This window comes from Stenotrophomonas sp. 8(2023) (assembly GCF_030345295.1).
Taxonomy (GTDB): domain Bacteria; phylum Pseudomonadota; class Gammaproteobacteria; order Xanthomonadales; family Xanthomonadaceae; genus Stenotrophomonas; species Stenotrophomonas muris.
Genome location: NZ_CP128404.1, coordinates 1,135,843 through 1,151,410, shown reverse-complemented (window position 1 = coordinate 1,151,410; position 15,568 = coordinate 1,135,843). Strand labels below are relative to the sequence as shown.

10 protein-coding genes are annotated in these 15,568 nt (G+C 67.2%); 4 read left to right on the top strand and 6 right to left on the bottom strand.

Features of this window, described 5'->3' with window-relative positions; translation table 11 throughout:
• Positions 1-59: 59 nt before the first annotated feature.
• On the bottom strand, positions 60-632 hold the full coding sequence (locus tag QP609_RS05320; protein ID WP_043034165.1) for a single-stranded DNA-binding protein: 573 nt from the start codon (positions 630-632) through the stop codon (positions 60-62).
• A 291-nt stretch (positions 633-923) separates the two neighbouring features.
• On the opposite strand from QP609_RS05320, the gene QP609_RS05315 reads away from it, so the two are divergent.
• The 3 genes from QP609_RS05315 (at position 924) to QP609_RS05305 (ending at position 6,584) form a co-directional block, all read left to right on the top strand.
• Positions 924-1,955, top strand: a complete 1,032-nt coding sequence (locus QP609_RS05315; RefSeq protein ID WP_197606137.1) for a LacI family DNA-binding transcriptional regulator — start codon at positions 924-926, stop codon at positions 1,953-1,955.
• A gap of 129 nt (positions 1,956-2,084) precedes the next feature.
• The gene (locus tag QP609_RS05310; protein ID WP_197621338.1) at positions 2,085-2,987 is read left to right on the top strand and encodes an ABC transporter ATP-binding protein; all 903 of its coding nucleotides are present in this window, start codon (positions 2,085-2,087) and stop codon (positions 2,985-2,987) included.
• Positions 2,988-2,999: 12 nt separating this feature from the next.
• On the top strand, positions 3,000-6,584 hold the full coding sequence (locus tag QP609_RS05305; protein WP_197621339.1) for a M1 family aminopeptidase: 3,585 nt from the start codon (positions 3,000-3,002) through the stop codon (positions 6,582-6,584).
• 116 nt (positions 6,585-6,700) lie between these two features.
• On the opposite strand, the gene QP609_RS05300 is transcribed toward QP609_RS05305, so the two are convergent.
• The 5 genes from QP609_RS05300 to QP609_RS05280 all read right to left on the bottom strand — a co-directional run bounded on the left by QP609_RS05300 (position 6,701) and on the right by QP609_RS05280 (position 13,060).
• The gene (locus tag QP609_RS05300; protein WP_049404961.1) at positions 6,701-7,018 is read right to left on the bottom strand and encodes a hypothetical protein; all 318 of its coding nucleotides are present in this window, start codon (positions 7,016-7,018) and stop codon (positions 6,701-6,703) included.
• Between the two features lie 142 nt (positions 7,019-7,160).
• Complete coding sequence (locus tag QP609_RS05295) at positions 7,161-7,547, bottom strand: SseB family protein (protein WP_032960680.1); 387 nt, start codon at positions 7,545-7,547, stop codon at positions 7,161-7,163.
• Between the two features lie 121 nt (positions 7,548-7,668).
• Positions 7,669-9,384, bottom strand: coding sequence for an alpha-amylase family glycosyl hydrolase (locus tag QP609_RS05290; RefSeq protein WP_197621747.1), 1,716 nt, complete (start codon positions 9,382-9,384; stop codon positions 7,669-7,671).
• Complete coding sequence (locus QP609_RS05285) at positions 9,384-10,871, bottom strand: MFS transporter (RefSeq protein ID WP_197621748.1); 1,488 nt, start codon at positions 10,869-10,871, stop codon at positions 9,384-9,386. Before QP609_RS05285 ends, QP609_RS05290 begins: the two co-directional genes overlap by 1 nt.
• Positions 10,868-13,060, bottom strand: coding sequence for a Six-hairpin glycosidase-like protein (locus QP609_RS05280; protein ID WP_197621749.1), 2,193 nt, complete (start codon positions 13,058-13,060; stop codon positions 10,868-10,870). Before QP609_RS05280 ends, QP609_RS05285 begins: the two co-directional genes overlap by 4 nt.
• Positions 13,061-13,297: 237 nt before the next feature.
• Here QP609_RS05280 and QP609_RS05275 point away from each other — a divergent pair, with 237 nt between their 5' ends.
• Complete coding sequence (locus QP609_RS05275) at positions 13,298-15,352, top strand: glycoside hydrolase family 97 protein (RefSeq protein ID WP_197621750.1); 2,055 nt, start codon at positions 13,298-13,300, stop codon at positions 15,350-15,352.
• Positions 15,353-15,568 lie beyond the last annotated feature (216 nt).

The following is a 15,568-nucleotide window of genomic DNA, read 5'->3' as shown; positions in this document are numbered from 1 at the left end:
AAACCCCAGCAAACACAAGGGTTCACTGGGGCTTATTTCCATCACAGATTTACTAAAAATCAGAACGGAATATCGTCGTCAGCGAAGTCGTCCATCGGCGGCGCCTGCTGCGGCTGCGGGCGCTGGTTGCCGCCCTGGTTGCCGTAACCCCCGCCCTGGTTGCCGCCCTGGTTGCCATAGCCACCGCCCTGGCCGCCACGCTGGCCACCGCCGCCACCGCCATACTCCTGGCGCGGCGCCTGCTGGCGCTGCGGACGATCGCCGCCGTAGTTGCCACCACCACCGCCACCGCCTTCACCGCGGCCGCCCAGCATCTGCATTTCATCGGCGATGATGTCGGTGGAGTACTTCTCCACGCCGTCCTGGCCGGTGTACTTGTCGTAGCGCAGGCTGCCTTCGACGTAGACCGAGCTGCCCTTGCGCAGGTACTCGCCGGCGATCTCGCCGAGCTTGCCGAAGAACACCACGCGGTGCCATTCGGTGCGCTCCTGCTGGTTGCCATCCTTGTCCTTGCGGACGCTGGTGGTGGCCAGGCTGATGCGGGTGATCGCCATGCCGCCCTGGGTGTACTTCACGTCCGGGTCGTTGCCGAGATTGCCGACCAGGATGACTTTGTTGATGCCGCGCGCCATAGGTACCTTCGTCCGTTGTCCAGGGGCAGACCGCCAGTGATAGCACAGCCCCGGGCGGGGTGCAGTACGCTGAGCCGCCCCTGGTGAAATTTGGGGGAATGCGAGAACAACGCATCTTACCATTGCCGCCGCCTTCCGCCCGGTCAGGAGACCCCGACCGCACCGAAGGATCACGCTGATTTCCTTGTCCGGCAATGACTTACCTGTGCCCAGGCCGACGTTAAGAGGGGCATTCGCGTCTGCGCATGGCATCATGCCCGGGCACCTCCCACCTGCCCGCTCCGCCCGCCCATGACCATCAAAGGCAAAGCCACCTCCCTGGACATCGCCCACCTGGCCGGGGTCTCCCAGCCGACCGTGTCGCGAGCCCTGCGTGGCAGCCCGATGGTCAACGCCGAGACCCGCGAGCGCATCCTGCGCATTGCCCGCGAGCTGAACTACAAGGTCGACAAGAACGCCTCCAGCCTGCGCCTGCGCAATGCCGGCACGCTGGCCCTGCTGTTCTTCGAGGACCCGACCAACGACGACTCGCTGATCAACCCGTTCTTCCATTCGATGCTGGGCTCGATCACCCGCGCCTGCGCCCTGCACGGGCAGGACCTGCTGGTCTCTTTCCAGCAGCTGTCCACCGACTGGCAGGCCGATTACGAGGACAGCAACAAGGCCGACGGCATCATCCTGCTCGGCTACGGCGACTACCACGAATCGCGCGACCGCTTGCAGCGGCTGGTCGAACAGGGCACGCACTTCGTGCGCTGGGGCGCCGCCCTGCCCGGCCAGCCCGGTGTCTCGATCGGCAGCGACAACTTTCAGGGCGGGCATGACATCACCACCCACCTCCTGCAGCAGGGCTGCCGCCGCATCGCCTTCCTCGGCCATGCCTCCAGCCACTACCCCGAATTCCAGGAGCGCTACCGCGGCCACGTCGCGGCGCTGAAGGACCACGGCCTGGCCGCCGAACCGGCGCTGCAGCACGACGCGATCACCACCGAAGCCTCCGGCCAGGAGGCCTGCCAGGCCCTGTTGGCGCGCGGCGAGCCGATCGATGCGATCTGCGCGGCCAGCGACCTGATCGCCATCGGTGCGATGCGCGCCCTGCGCGAGGCCGGGCTGCGGGTGCCGCAGGACGTGGCGGTGACCGGCTTCGACGACATCCCGCTGGCCGCTTCGGTGTCCCCCGCGCTGACCACGGTGCAGCAGGACACCAAGCAGGCCGGCCAGCTGCTGGTGGAACGCCTGCTGGCGCTGATCGGCCGGCAGCCGGTGGACAGCCAGAGCATCCCGGTGAAGCTGGTGGTGCGCGAATCATCCCTGCGCGGGTAAGCGCCGCTGGGCCGGCGCGCTGGCCAACGCACGACGGCGGGATTCTCCCCCCATGACCAACGGCGGATGCGCACGGAGGCGGTTGCGCGGATAACGCGCAGACATTGCCCATGGAAAGGTGTACGTCGCATGCTGAAGATCGATTCGCTGTCCAAGACGTACGCCAACGGCGTGCATGCCCTCAACAACGTCACCCTGGACATCCCGCGGGGCATGTTCGGCCTGCTCGGCCCGAACGGCGCCGGCAAGTCCTCGCTGATGCGCACGCTGTCCACCCTGCAGGAGGCCGACAGCGGCACGGTGACGCTCAGCATTCCGGGCGAGGCGCCGATCGACGTGCTGCGCGACAAGGACGCCGTGCGCCGTCGGCTGGGCTACCTGCCGCAGGATTTCGGCGTGTACCCGAAAGTCAGCGCGCTGGACCTGCTGGAGCATTTCGCAGTGCTCAAGGGCCTGACCCAACGCGCGCAGCGCCGCGAGGTGGTCGATGGGCTGCTGCAGCAGGTGAACCTGTGGGATGCCCGCAAGCGCAAGCTGGGCACCTACTCCGGCGGCATGCGCCAGCGCTTCGGCATTGCCCAGGCGCTGCTGGGCGACCCGCGGCTGGTGATCGTCGACGAGCCCACCGCCGGCCTCGACCCGGAGGAACGCAACCGCTTCCTCAACCTGCTGGCGGCGATCGGCGAGAACGTAGCGGTGATCCTGTCCACCCACATCGTCGAGGACGTGACCGACCTGTGCCCGACGATGGCGATCATGAACAAGGGCCAGGTGCTGCTGACCGGCCGCCCCAGCGAAGCGATCAACGCCCTGCAGCACCAGGTCTGGCGCAAGCAGGTCGATCCTTCGGAGCTGGCCGACCATGTAGCGCGCTACGTGGTGCTGTCGACCCGTCTGGTCGGTGGCCGCCCGGTGATCCATGTGCACAGCGCCAACGACCCCGGCGACGGCTTTGCGGCCGTGGCTCCCGACCTCGAAGACGTGTACTTCCAGCGCCTGCGCCTGCAGGCCCGTGCTCGCGCGGCAGCCTGAGCGGAGCACGCCATGATCCTCGATTTCTTCCGTTTCGAGCTGCGCGAGCAGCTGCGTTCCCCGCTGCTGTGGCTGCTGGCCGGGCTGTTCGCCCTGCTCGCCTTCGCCGCTGCGTCCAGCGACGCCGTACAGATCGGTGGTGGCAGCGGCAACGTGCACAGCAACGCGCCCACCGTGATCGCGCAGATGCTGGGCATCTTCACCCTGCTCGGCATGCTGGTCACCGCCCTGTTCGTCAGCAATGCGCTGCTGCGTGACTTCGAACTGGGCACCGCCGAGCTGATCTTCGCCAGCCCGGTGAAACGCCGCGATTACCTGGCCGGCCGCATCGCCGCCGCCCTGGCTACCGGCCTGCTGTTCTACCTGCTGGTCGCTTTCGGGCTCTGGCTGGCACCGTTCATGCCCTGGGTGGACGCCGAGCGCATGGGGCCGATCAGCTGGCAGGGCTATGCCTGGAGTTTTGCGGTCATCGTCATTCCCAACCTGTTGTTCACCACCGCGCTGCTGTCACTGCTGGCAGCGGTCACGCGTTCAATCCTGTGGGTCTACATCGGGCTGGTGGCCTACCTGGTCCTGTTCGGCGCCAGCGCGGCGGTGCTGCGCGACATCGACAACACCTGGCTGGCGGTGCTCAGCGAGCCTTTGGGCATGCGCGCCCTGTCGCGCACCATCCGCTACTGGTCCACCGCCGAGCACAACAGCGGCGTTCCCGGCCTGGCGGGCTACCTGCTGGCCAACCGTGCCCTGTGGCTGGGCGTGACGGCGCTGCTGTTCGCCGCCACGTTCGCCCTGTTCCGCACCGAGCGCAGCGGCAGCGGCCGTCGTCGCTGGGGCCGCCGGCAGGCGCAGCCGGTTGCCGACGCCGCCGCCCTCCGGCCCAACCGCACCCCGTTGCCGCGCGTGGTACCGGCATTCAGCGCGACCACCGCGTGGCAACAGTTCCTGCGCCAGGTGCGCTTCGACACGCGCGGCGTCCTGCGCAGCGTGCCGTTCATCGTGCTGCTGGTGCTGGGCCTGGCCAATTTCCTGCCCAACGCGCTGTTCCGGCAGACCCTGTACGGCACCTCGATCTGGCCGGTCACCTCGCAGATGATCATGGGCCTGCAGGGGGCCTTCAGCTGGCTGCTGGTGATCATCGTGCTGTTCTTCGCCGGTGAGCTGGTGTGGACGGAACGCAGCGCGCGCATCAACGAAGTGACCGATGCCATGCCGGTGCCGAACTGGGTACCGCTGCTGGCCAAGTTCACCGCACTGCTGGCAGTGATCATCTGCTTCCAGGCCGCCGGTGCACTGGCGGCGATGGGCGTGCAGCTGGTCAAGGGCTACACCCACCTGGAGCCGCTGCTGTACCTGCGCAGCCTGGCGCTGGACTCGGTGATCTACATCCTGATGGGGGGCCTGGCACTGGTGCTGCAGGTGCTCACCAACAACAAGTTCGTCGGTTACGCGCTGCTGATCGTGGTGATGATCGGCCAGGGCGTGCTCGGCATGCTGGACTACACGCAGAACCTGTACACCTTCGGTGGCTGGCCCAACGCTCCCTATTCGGACATGAACGGCTACGGCCACTTCCTGCCGGGGCAGCTGGCGTTCCAGGGCTACTGGGCGCTGTTCCTGCTGACCCTGATGTGCCTGGCATCGGCGCTCTGGGTGCGCGGTGTCAGCCAGGGCCTGCGCCAGCGCCTGGCCCTGGCCGGCCGCCGCCTGCGCGGCCCGACCGGCGTCTTCGCCGGACTTGCGGCATTGGCCTTCGCCGGCGTGGGCAGCTGGCTGTACTGGAGCACCAATATCCGCAACGAGTTCATCTCGCCCGACCAGCAGCTGGACCTGCAGGCCCGCTACGAGCGCGAGCTGTCGAAGTACCGCACCCTGCCGCAGCCGCGCATCGTGGCGGTGGACAACCGCGTGGACCTGTTCCCGGAATCGCAGTCGATGGTGATCGATGCGAACTGGACGGTGCGCAATACCCATGCCACGCCGATCCAGGACGTGCATGTCTCGATGGGCGATGACAAGCAGCTGGTCGACGTCGACCTGGGTGGGCAGACGCTGTCGTTGCACGACGCCGATCTCGGCTACCGCATCTACCACCTGCAGAAGCCGCTGCAGCCGGGCGAAACCCGCAGCGTGCATTTCCGGGTGGTGCAGAAACCCAACGGCATCACCGCCGGGCCGGCGCCGAGCAACATCGTGGACAACGGCACCTTCTTCAACAGCCGCGTGCTGCCCTCGTTCGGCTACAACGAGGGCGCCGAGATCAGCGACCGCAACGAGCGGCGCAAGCGCGGCTTGGGTGAGCCGCGGCGCATGCCCAGGCTGGAGGACGAAGCGGCGCGCGCCAACACGTACATTGCCAACGATGCCGACTGGCTCGACTTCCGCACCACGGTCTGCACCGCACCAGACCAGGTGGCGCTGGCCCCGGGCTACCTGCAGCGCGAGACCACGGTCAACGGCCGGCGCTGCTTCAGCTACGCCATGGACCGGCCGATGCTGAACTTCTATGCCTATCTATCGGCACGCTGGGAGGTGCGCAAGGCGAAGTACAAGGACATCCCGATCGAGGTCTACTTCGATCCGGCGCACGGCTACAACGTGAACCGGATGATCGAGGCGGTGCAGAAGTCGCTGGCCTATTACGAGGCGAACTTCACCCCGTACCAGCACCGCCAGGTACGCATCATCGAATTCCCGGGCTATGCCCGCTTCGCGCAGTCCTTCGCCAACACCATCCCCTATTCCGAGGCCATCGGTTTCATCGCCGACCTGCGCGACCCGGACAAGGTGGACTACGTGTTCTACGTGACCGCGCACGAGATCGCGCACCAGTGGTGGGCGCACCAGGTGATCGGCGCCAACGTGCAGGGTGCGACCGTGCTGTCCGAATCGCTGTCGCAGTACTCGGCCTTGATGGTGATGGAGCAGGAATACGGCCGCCAGCACATGCGCCAGTTCCTCAAGCGCGAACTGGACGGCTACCTGTCCGGCCGCGGTGGCGAAGCCATCGAGGAACAGCCGCTGGAACGCGTGGAAAACCAGCAGTACATCCACTACCAGAAGGGTTCGCTGGTGTTCTACCGCCTGCGCGAGGAAATCGGCGAGCAGGCGCTGAACCGTGCGTTGAAGCGCTTCCTGCAGGACAAGGGCTACCAGCAGCCGCCGTACACCACCTCACGCGAGCTGCTGGGCTACATCCGCGCAGAGACCCCGGCCGACCGCCAGCAGCTGGTCACCGACCTGTTCGAGAAGATCAGCTTCTACGACAACCGGGTGATGGCCGCCAGCGCCCGCAAACGTGCTGACGGCCGCTACGACGTGACCCTGGACCTGCATGCCGCCAAGCAGTACGCCGATGGCAAGGGCAGGGAGAGCGACGCGAAGATGGATGACTGGGTCGAGATCGGCGTGTTCGCCACCGGACCGTCGGGCAAGGAGCGCGACCAGAAGGTGCTGTACCTGCAGCGCCACCACATCACCAGCGCCGCGCCGAAGATCACGGTGACGGTGGATGAAAAGCCGGACGAAGCAGGCTTCGATCCCTACAACAAGCTGATCGACCGGGTGAGCGATGACAACCGGCGCAAGGTGACGATGTGAAGCAACGGGGCGCCGGCCGATGTGCCGGTGCTCCGCGCGACGCGTGCGGGGCTTGGCTTGGCCTTGCTGTAGTGCCGAGCCCTGCCCCGCACACCGTTCACGACAACCGCGAAAGTTCAGCGCACCGGGGCCTTCGGCCCCAGCAACGCCAGCAGCACGAAGACCACGATCGAGGCGACGGTGCCAAGCACCGCCGGCAACCCGAATGCCCACGCCGGACGGCCCTGCTGGCGCGCCCACTGGCCCAGATGCCAGGCCGCCCCCAGGTTGATCAGCCAGGCAATGGCGAACACCGGCCACAGCACCATGCCCACCGCACGCAGAACAGGCATGGACACCAGTGCGGCGACGATGGCCGCGATCAGGAAGACCAGTGCGGAGCGGGAATGGCGTGATCGTGCCGGTGCGTCGGCGGGTGATTCGCTGAATTCCATGGAGAGTGCCTCGATCCCGATGTAGTCCAAAGGGGATCACGTACGGTGCCCGAAGGGAAGCTCTCTGTAGTATCGAGCCGTGCTCGACTGATCCGGCATTGCGCGAACGGCAGCCGAGCATGGGCTTGGCTCTACATGACAATCAACCCTGGGCGAAGTCCTTCAGGATCTCGCCGACGCCGCTGGGCGAGATCTCGAAGCCCAGCGAAGTGCCCGGGTTGATCACCACGCCGTAGCCACCCGGCACGCGGCGCAGCACGTCCAGCATCCGCCAGCGGATCTGGTGTTCGGCCTGCTGGCTGTAGATGCCCACCCGCGACGGATCGGTGAACACGGCCACGTGCAGGGTGCCCTGCTTGTCGAACAGCAGCGGGTCGAAGCCGCTGCCATCGGGGGTCACCAGGCTGCCGGTCAGCAGTACCACCTCGGAGGCGACGAAGGCCTCCATGAAGGCGCGGATCGGCACCGACCCGTCCATCGCCGCCTTCAGCAGGGTTTCGATCGGGGTCTGCGGGGCGAGGTCGGTCATGGCGATACGGCGGGGCGTGAGGGGGGCCTATTGTGCCGGATATGGTCACCCCGGTAGTGCCGGCCGCTGGCCGGCACCTGAAGGTGCAATGGATTCATGGGTTGCCGGCCAGCGGCCGGCACTACCGCCCCAGACGCACGTCCCGCGCCCGCTGGTCGGCCATCGCCTTGTCCAGCTCGGCCTGCAGCGCCGGCTGCTGCACGGCGGCATCGAGCACGTACACCTTCACCCCGTGCGCCGGCACTTCGGCCTTCAGGGAAGCATCCACCTGCAACGAACCGCCGTCCAGCGCATCACGCCAGCGGCCCGCCTGGACGTACCGCGCCACGGTGAAGGTCTTCGCACTGTCGCCCTTGTTCAGCAGCACCAGCGCGGTCTGCGCCACCTCGCCATGCTGCAGCACGCGGAAGAACACCGCCTCATCACCCTGCAGGCGCTCGTTCACCTGCAGGCCGCGCTGCAGCGCCGGAGTGGCTGCGCGCAGCCGGGCGATACGCTGCAGCGGCGCGAAGATCGGACTCTTCGGCGCAGCATCCACACGCGGCTGGCCGAAGTAAGCGCGATTGCCGGCATGCTCGGCACGGCCACGCATGAAGCCCGTCTCCGAGCCGTAATAGACCACCGGAATGCCGCGCGCGGTGAACAGCCAGTTGTGTGCATCGATGAAGCCGTTGTCACTGGCCTGCAGGCGCGGCATGTCGTGGTTGTCGTAGAAGCTCATCAGGTCGTACGGGTTGGCATACGGCCCACCCCTCAGGTGCAGCGGCTCGGCCAGGGTTTCAAAGCCCTTGCCGGCGGTGCCGAACGCCTGCTCCAGCGCACCGCGCAACGGGAAGTCGAGCACGCTGACGTTGGCGTTGGCCGGCCAGGTGTGCTCTGCAATGCGCGCGGCATCGTAATCGAACGCTTCGCCGAACATGAACATGCCCGGGTGCTCGGCGCGGATACGCTTGACGAAGGCATGCCACCACGGGTGCGGCAACCAGCCGATGGTGTCGATGCGCAGCGCATCCACGCCCTGAGCGGCCCATTGCAGGTAAGCACCGACCAGGTAGTCCATCACCGCCGGATTGTCCTGGTTGAAGTCGGACAGCTCGGCAAGGTTGCCATCGAAGATCGAGCCGTCCTTGCTGTCGACCGGTCCAATGCTGTTGTAGAACGCGTGCAGCGGGTTGTGCTTCGGATCCAGTTCCTGCGGCGGCAGGTTCTGGTGGTCGGCGATCAGTTTTCCGTCCTTGTCGAAGATCTGCCCGAACTGCGGCTGCCGTGTCGGCATGGTCCAGGCCGGCGAACCGTGGTTGCCTACGATGTCCAGCACCACCTTCAAGCCGGCACCGTGCAGGCCCTTGGTCAACCCGGCGAAGTCCAGGTCCTTGCTCGGCAGGTGCTCATCAAGTCTGTAGAAGTTGATACCCCAGTACCCGTGATAACCGGTCTTGCCGCGGTCGGTCAGCGTGCTGGTGCAGCTGATCGGCTTGCTGCCGGTGAAGGCCTCGTCCGGATTGTCGACGATGGGCGTGATCCACACCGCGCCGAAGCCGAGGTTGCGGATGTACTGCGCATTGTCGAGCACGCCGCGGAAGTCGCCGCCGAGATAGCCGATGTTGCCGTCCACCTTGTCCGGGCAGGGCACCGGGATATCGAAGGTGCGGTGCACGCCACCCTGGTCACGATGGTCATTGGACGGGTCACCGTTGACGAAGCGGTCGGTGACCACGAAGTACACCGCATCGCTGGCGAACGGTTCGGTGGTGCCCACATAGTCCGGGCGCGGCGCGGCCGCCGCATGGCCGGCCAGCAGCATCAAGGAAACAGCAACAGACAACGCAGCACGCATCACACCACCTCCGGACGGGACGGAACCCACAACACGCACAGGCCGGCAATGAACAGGCTGCAGCCGCCCAGCACCAGCACATGCATCGGCTGGCCGCCCAGCAACGTGCGCAGGGCGAAGCCGAGTGCACTGGCCGCCACCAGCTGCGGGATCACGATGAAGAAATTGAAGATGCCCATGTACACGCCCATCTTCGACGCCGGCACGCTGTCGGACAGCAGTGCATACGGCAGCGAGAGGATGGACGCCCAGGCGAAGCCGACGCCGACCATCGACAGCAGCAGCCAGTGCGGGTCGCGGATGAACATCAGCGAGACCAGGCCGGCACCGCCCAGCCACAGGTTGACCAGGTGGCTCCAGCGCAGGCCGATCGCACGCACCATGAGTGGAATCAGCACCGCCGCCAACGCGGCGAACCCGTTGTAGGCGCCAAACAGCACGCCCACCCAGTTGGCACCCTCGTTGTAGGCCGCCGACTCTGGTTCAGTCGAACCGAAATGGGCGCCAGCCACCGCGGCGGTGGTGTAGATCCACATCGCAAACAGCGCGAACCACGAGAAGAACTGCACCCACGCCAGGCGACGCATGGTGACCGGCATCGCGCGCAGGTCGCCGACGATGGCGGCCAGCATGTGCGTGGCCGGCAGCGTACGCGCGAGCGCCAGCAGCAGGCCATAGCCGGCACACAGGCCGGCCAGCACGTACAGCATCCGGTCGCCCTGCCGCCAGGTGATCAGCAGCGCCAGCAGTACGCCCAGCCCCAGCCATGCAGCCACCGGCACCCAGGGCGCCGGGCCGCTGATCGGCGCCGCTGCGTGATGTGCCGGAGGTTCGGCGTCATCGAAACCGGCCAGCTCCGCCGGTGAGTACTCGCGGGTGCTGACCACCGTCCAGGTGATTGCCGCCAACAGCACCACCGCGCCAAAGTAGAACGCATAGCGCACGGTATCAGGCACCTCACCTGCGGCAGCCGTATTGGCGACCCCGAAGTGGGCCAGGATGAACGGCAGGAAGCTGGCGACGATGGCGCCCACGCCGATGAAGAAGCTCTGCATGGCATAACCGGCCGGACGCTGGCGCGGCGCCAGCTGGTCACCGACGAAGGCGCGGAACGGCTCCATCGACACGTTGATCGAGGCATCGAGTACCCACAGCGTGCCGGCGGCGATCCACAGCGTCGGCGAGTTCGGCATCACCAGCAGCGCCAGCGTGGTCAGCACCGCTCCGATCATGAAATAAGGACGGCGGCGCCCCCAGCGCGTCCAGGTGCGGTCGGACAGGTAACCGATCACCGGCTGCACCAGCAGGCCGGTCAGCGGCGCGGCGATCCACAGCCCGGGCACCGCGTCGATGTCCGCGCCCAGCGTCTCGAAGATGCGGCTGGCATTGGCGTTCTGCAGGGCGAAGCCGAACTGGATGCCCAGGAAGCCGAAACACATGTTCCAGATCTGCCAGAACGACAGCTGCGGCTTGGCGGTACGATTCATCGTGCGCCCTCTGCCGCGGCCACCGGCGCCACCATCAGCGCCTGCACCTGGGCCTGGTTGAGCACGCCATCGCGTCCGCCCTTGCCCCCGGTGTAGTGCGCGAAGTGCTGCAGCGCGCTCATGTTGAAGCCTTCTTCAAGCGTGACCGTGCATCGGCCCTTGGGCACCGTGAATGTCGCCGAGGTCGAGTCCTGCATGGCCACGCTGTGCGGCAGGGTGACGGTGTGCCGCTGCAACGGCTGGCCCGGGCACTGCAGCACCAGCTGCTTCACCGCAGCGGTGACGCCGGTGTTGATCGGCCCGTTCGGATTGCGGTACTGCAGGCGCAGGCGCACCTGCCCGGCCCTGGCGGAGGTGAACTGCCAGCGCTGCGTACCCTTCAGTCGCTGCTGCGGACCGACGCAGACCATCGGGCTGTGCAGCGATTCAATTGCACCGTCGCGCCGGGTCAGGCTGAGGCAATGCTGCAGGCCATCGTCACCGATGCGTGCCAGGCCATTGCTGGCGGCGAGCGCCCGGCCGTCCTGCCACAGCACCTGGCCTGCAGCGACCACGACATTCCAGCCCCTGCCCTTGCGTTGCACCTGCGGTGCGGCCGGCGTGGCTGGTGCGCGCGCATCTGCGTCGGCCGTCGTCGCCGCGCTGCGTGGCGCCGCTGCGGCGGGCACCAGCTGCACGGTGGTGGTGGCGCCACGGGTCTTCACCTTGCCCGCCACCAGCAGGCCATCACCCACCTGCTTCGGTCGCTCCAGCACATAACGCCTGCCATCGGCCTCCAGGGAGATGCGGCGCTGATTGCCGAACAGTTCGGGCACCAGCACGGCCGGCAGCTTGGGCTGCACGCGGCCATCGTCCTGCACGCCGAATACGCCCTCGACCACCATCGACAGATAGCCGGCCACCGACCACAGCTGGCGTTCGGAGTTGACCACCGGGCCGCTCAGCACGCCCTCGTCAACATGCACCGCCTGGCTGACCAGCTCGTAGTTCTCCATGTTGGAACCGGCCAGCGCGGCGCCCTGCATCAGCGAGCGGATCTCGGCGGCGATGCGCGGTGCATCGTCCAGCTGGCGCGCCGCGCGCAGCGAATAGGCACTGACGAACGGCCAGATCGCGCGGTTGTGGTAGATCGGCTGCTGCGCCTCCTGCGGCCACACCACCGGGCTGCCGGCCGGGCCCATCGGATACGCCGCCAGCGCACGCCGCGCGCGCTCGGGCGGCAGCACCTCGGCCAGGATGCCCAGCGACAGGCCGAGCAGATCGACCTTGGCGTACGGCACCGGGTGCGCGGCCTCGCCGATGTAGCTCATGTACTGGCCGATATCCTCGCGCCAGAAGCGCGCATTGATCTGCTGCGCCAACGCATCGGCCCAGGCCCTGTAGTCGGTCGCGCGGGCATCGCCGTGCTGCCCGGCCAGGCGTTCGGCCAGGCGCAGTGCCTGGTAGTGCAGCACGTTGGTGGACAGTGCGTAGGAATCACCGATGAAACGCACGTCCTCGCGGGTCCAGTCTGGATAGGTCTGCTCGCGCCAGTCCAGGAAGGAGGTCTCGCCGCGGTACAGGCCCATCTGCGCGTCGAACACCATCGCGCGGTCCTGCGCCAGCGTGCCCTGCAGCGCCTGCCAGACCTGATCGGCAAACGCTCGGTCCTCCAGCAGGTGGCGTGCCGCCAGGAACCACACCACGCGATCACTGCTGATCGGCCAGCTGCCGCCGGAACCGGTGTCCTGCGCCACGAACAGGCCGGGCGTACGCCCGTCACGGGCTGCCGACAGCTTGAACTGCAGCGACTGCCGGGTGCGCTGCGGGTCCAGCCGCGCCAGCGCCAGGTCGGCGGCGAAGCTGACATCACGGGTCCACACATAGGGCCAGCGTGCACCGGTCTGGAAGCACTCGCACGGGACCGGCCGGCCCTCGTCGAACGCCGGATCACGGATCGCGTCCACGCGGTCCTGGGACATCTCCTGCTGGGCGAGCGCGAACAGGGCATCGAACATCACGCTGCCGGTCTGGCTGCGCATCGGTGCGGCTGCGATCTGCACTGCGCCCTTCGGCGCATGCAGCACGAAGCTGCCCTTGGCAGCGGCTTCGGCGCGCGCATGGCGACCGTCGAATTGCAGGTCGGCCGCCTGCGCGGTCGATCCCAGCGCTGCCCCCAGGGCAGCGGTCAGGCAAATGATCTTCAGCATCGAAGCGGCGGACCGGCTTGCGCCCGTCGGCCTCCCTCCCTCTCTGCACGCGTTGTAGGTCCGCACCGTCGTTGCCGGCGGGCGGGCGCGGCCCCTCCCTCAAGGTGCCTGGGCCCCATGGTAGACGCGGGGCTGTCGGCTGCGTCCAGTTGCATACGTATTCATGGCATCGCGCGGTGGCGCGCCCGCCGCGCTGGCTTATGGTCCGGGTCTGCCAACGGCGCCTTGGGAGGGGAATTGCCGATGTCATCCACTGCTGTACGCGCGGTGTTCGCGCACATGCTTGGGCTGGCCCTGATCGGGTGGTCCACGCTGGTACAGGCCACGCCGCAGGTGGCCAGTGTCGAATCGCCGGGCAAGGTATTGAAGGTCAGTCTGCTGCTGGACGGCGGCACCGCCCGCTACCGTGTCGAGCGCCTGGGCGACACCGTGGTGGAGGATTCGAAGCTTGGCTTTGCCCTGCGCGACGGTCGCCTGGACCGCGATTTCGCCCTGCTGGGCCAGCAGCGGCGCAGCGTCGACGACACCTGGGAGCAGCCGTGGGGCGAGCGCCGGCTCACCCGCGACCACTTCAACGAGCTGACCGTGCAGCTGACTGAAACCACCGGCCGCAAGCGGCGGCTGGATGTGGTGTTCCGCGTCTACGATGATGGCCTTGGCTTCCGCTATGTGTTCCCTGAGCAACCGAACCTGCGCGAAGCCATCATCGATGACGAACTGACCGAATTCGCCATCGCGCCCGAATCAACCGCCTGGTGGATTCCCGCCGGCGAACCGATCCACTACGAATACCTGTATCAGCGCACGCCGCTGCGCGAAGTGCCGCTGGTGCATACGCCGATGACCCTGCGCAGCCGCGATGGACTGCACGTGGCGATCCACGAGGCAGCGCTGGTGGACTATGCCGGCATGTGGCTGCGGCGCACCGAGGGGCAGCGCCTGCGCGCGCAGCTGTCGCCCTCGGCCGAAGGCTGGAAGGTACGCCGCACCCTGCCCTTCGCCACGCCGTGGCGCACGCTGCAGATCGCCGATCGTGCCGGTGGCCTGGTCGAATCGGACCTGATCCTCAACCTCAATGAACCCAACGCGCTGGGCGATGTGAGCTGGGTGAAGCCGGCCAAGTACCTGGGCGTGTGGTGGTCGATGCACCTGGACAACGAGAGCTGGGCAACCGGACCGAAGCACGCGGCCACCACCGCCAAGACCAGGAAGGTGATCGACTTCGCCGCCGCGCATGGCTTCCGTGGCGTGCTGGTGGAAGGCTGGAACCCGGGCTGGGACGGCAACTGGGTGGGCAATGGCTACGACTTCGATTTCACCCGTGCCACGCCCGATTTCGATATCGAAGCGCTGTCGGCGTACGGCCTGACAAAGGGTGTGCACCTGATCGGCCACCATGAAACCGGCTGCGCCATCGAGCACTACGAGGACCAGCTGGGTGCCGCGCTGGACCTGTATGCACGGCTGGGCGTGGACCAGTTCAAGACCGGCTACGTCTGCGACGACGGCCAGGTCGACCGCCGCAATCCGGCCGGGGGCCCACTGTGGCGCGAGTGGCACGACGGGCAGTTCATGGCCCGCCACCACCTGAAGGTGGTGCAGGAAGCCGCGCGCCGGCACCTGTCGGTCAACCCGCATGAGCCGATAAAGGATACCGGCCTGCGCCGCACCTATCCCAACTGGATCTCACGCGAAGGCGCGCGCGGCATGGAATACAACGCCTGGGGCCAGCCGCCGAACCCGCCGGAGCATGAGGTCAACCTGGTGTTCACCCGCATGCTGGCCGGGCCAATGGATTACACCCCCGGCATCCTCAGCCTGAAGGGCCGCCACGGCCAGGCCATTCCCAGCACGCTGGCCCGCCAGCTTGCCCTGTACGTGGTGCTGTACAGCCCGATCCAGATGGCCGCGGACCTGCCCGAACACTACCTGCAGCATCGCGAGGCGTTCCGTTTCATCGAGGACGTGGCGGTGGACTGGGAGCAGAGCCGCGTGCTCGATGGCGAAGTGGGTGACTACGTGACGATCGTGCGCCGCGACCGCAACAGCCGCGACTGGTTCCTCGGCAGCATCACCGACGAACACGGCCGCGTGCTGCCGGTACCGCTGGGCTTCCTGGAGCCAGGCGTGCGCTATCGCGCCGAGATCTACCGCGATGGTGAAGGCGCTGATTTCCGCAGCAACCCGTTCGCGTTCGCACGCGAAACCCGCGAGGTGACCAGTGCCGATGCACTGACGCTGGTGCTGGCACCGGGCGGTGGGCAGGCCATTCGCTTCACGCCCATCCACTGAACGTTTTCCTACCTGCGCTCCCGTAGCGCCCGAGCCCATGCTCGGGCGGCGGTGCGTAGCACCGAAACGCAGCCGAGCATGGGCCCGGCTCTACCGAACAAGGCACCTGAAAGCGATTACAACCCTGCAGACGCCATTGAATACGTATGCAGGGTGATTCCCGCGAAGAACGCGCTGCCTACCATAGCGGCGACGACAGCGGCCACCGCGTCGCAC

Excerpts from the sequence above, each read along its gene's own strand:
- QP609_RS05320 (WP_043034165.1), bottom strand. The coding sequence starts at position 632 with ATGGCGCGCGGCATCAACAAAGTCATCCTGGTCGGCAATCTCGGCAAC.
- QP609_RS05315 (WP_197606137.1), top strand. The coding sequence starts at position 924 with ATGACCATCAAAGGCAAAGCCACCTCCCTGGACATCGCCCACCTGGCC.
- QP609_RS05310 (WP_197621338.1), top strand. The coding sequence starts at position 2,085 with ATGCTGAAGATCGATTCGCTGTCCAAGACGTACGCCAACGGCGTGCAT.
- QP609_RS05305 (WP_197621339.1), top strand. The coding sequence starts at position 3,000 with ATGATCCTCGATTTCTTCCGTTTCGAGCTGCGCGAGCAGCTGCGTTCC.
- QP609_RS05300 (WP_049404961.1), bottom strand. The coding sequence starts at position 7,018 with ATGGAATTCAGCGAATCACCCGCCGACGCACCGGCACGATCACGCCAT.
- QP609_RS05295 (WP_032960680.1), bottom strand. The coding sequence starts at position 7,547 with ATGACCGACCTCGCCCCGCAGACCCCGATCGAAACCCTGCTGAAGGCG.
- QP609_RS05290 (WP_197621747.1), bottom strand. The coding sequence starts at position 9,384 with ATGCGTGCTGCGTTGTCTGTTGCTGTTTCCTTGATGCTGCTGGCCGGC.
- QP609_RS05285 (WP_197621748.1), bottom strand. The coding sequence starts at position 10,871 with ATGAATCGTACCGCCAAGCCGCAGCTGTCGTTCTGGCAGATCTGGAAC.
- QP609_RS05280 (WP_197621749.1), bottom strand. The coding sequence starts at position 13,060 with ATGCTGAAGATCATTTGCCTGACCGCTGCCCTGGGGGCAGCGCTGGGA.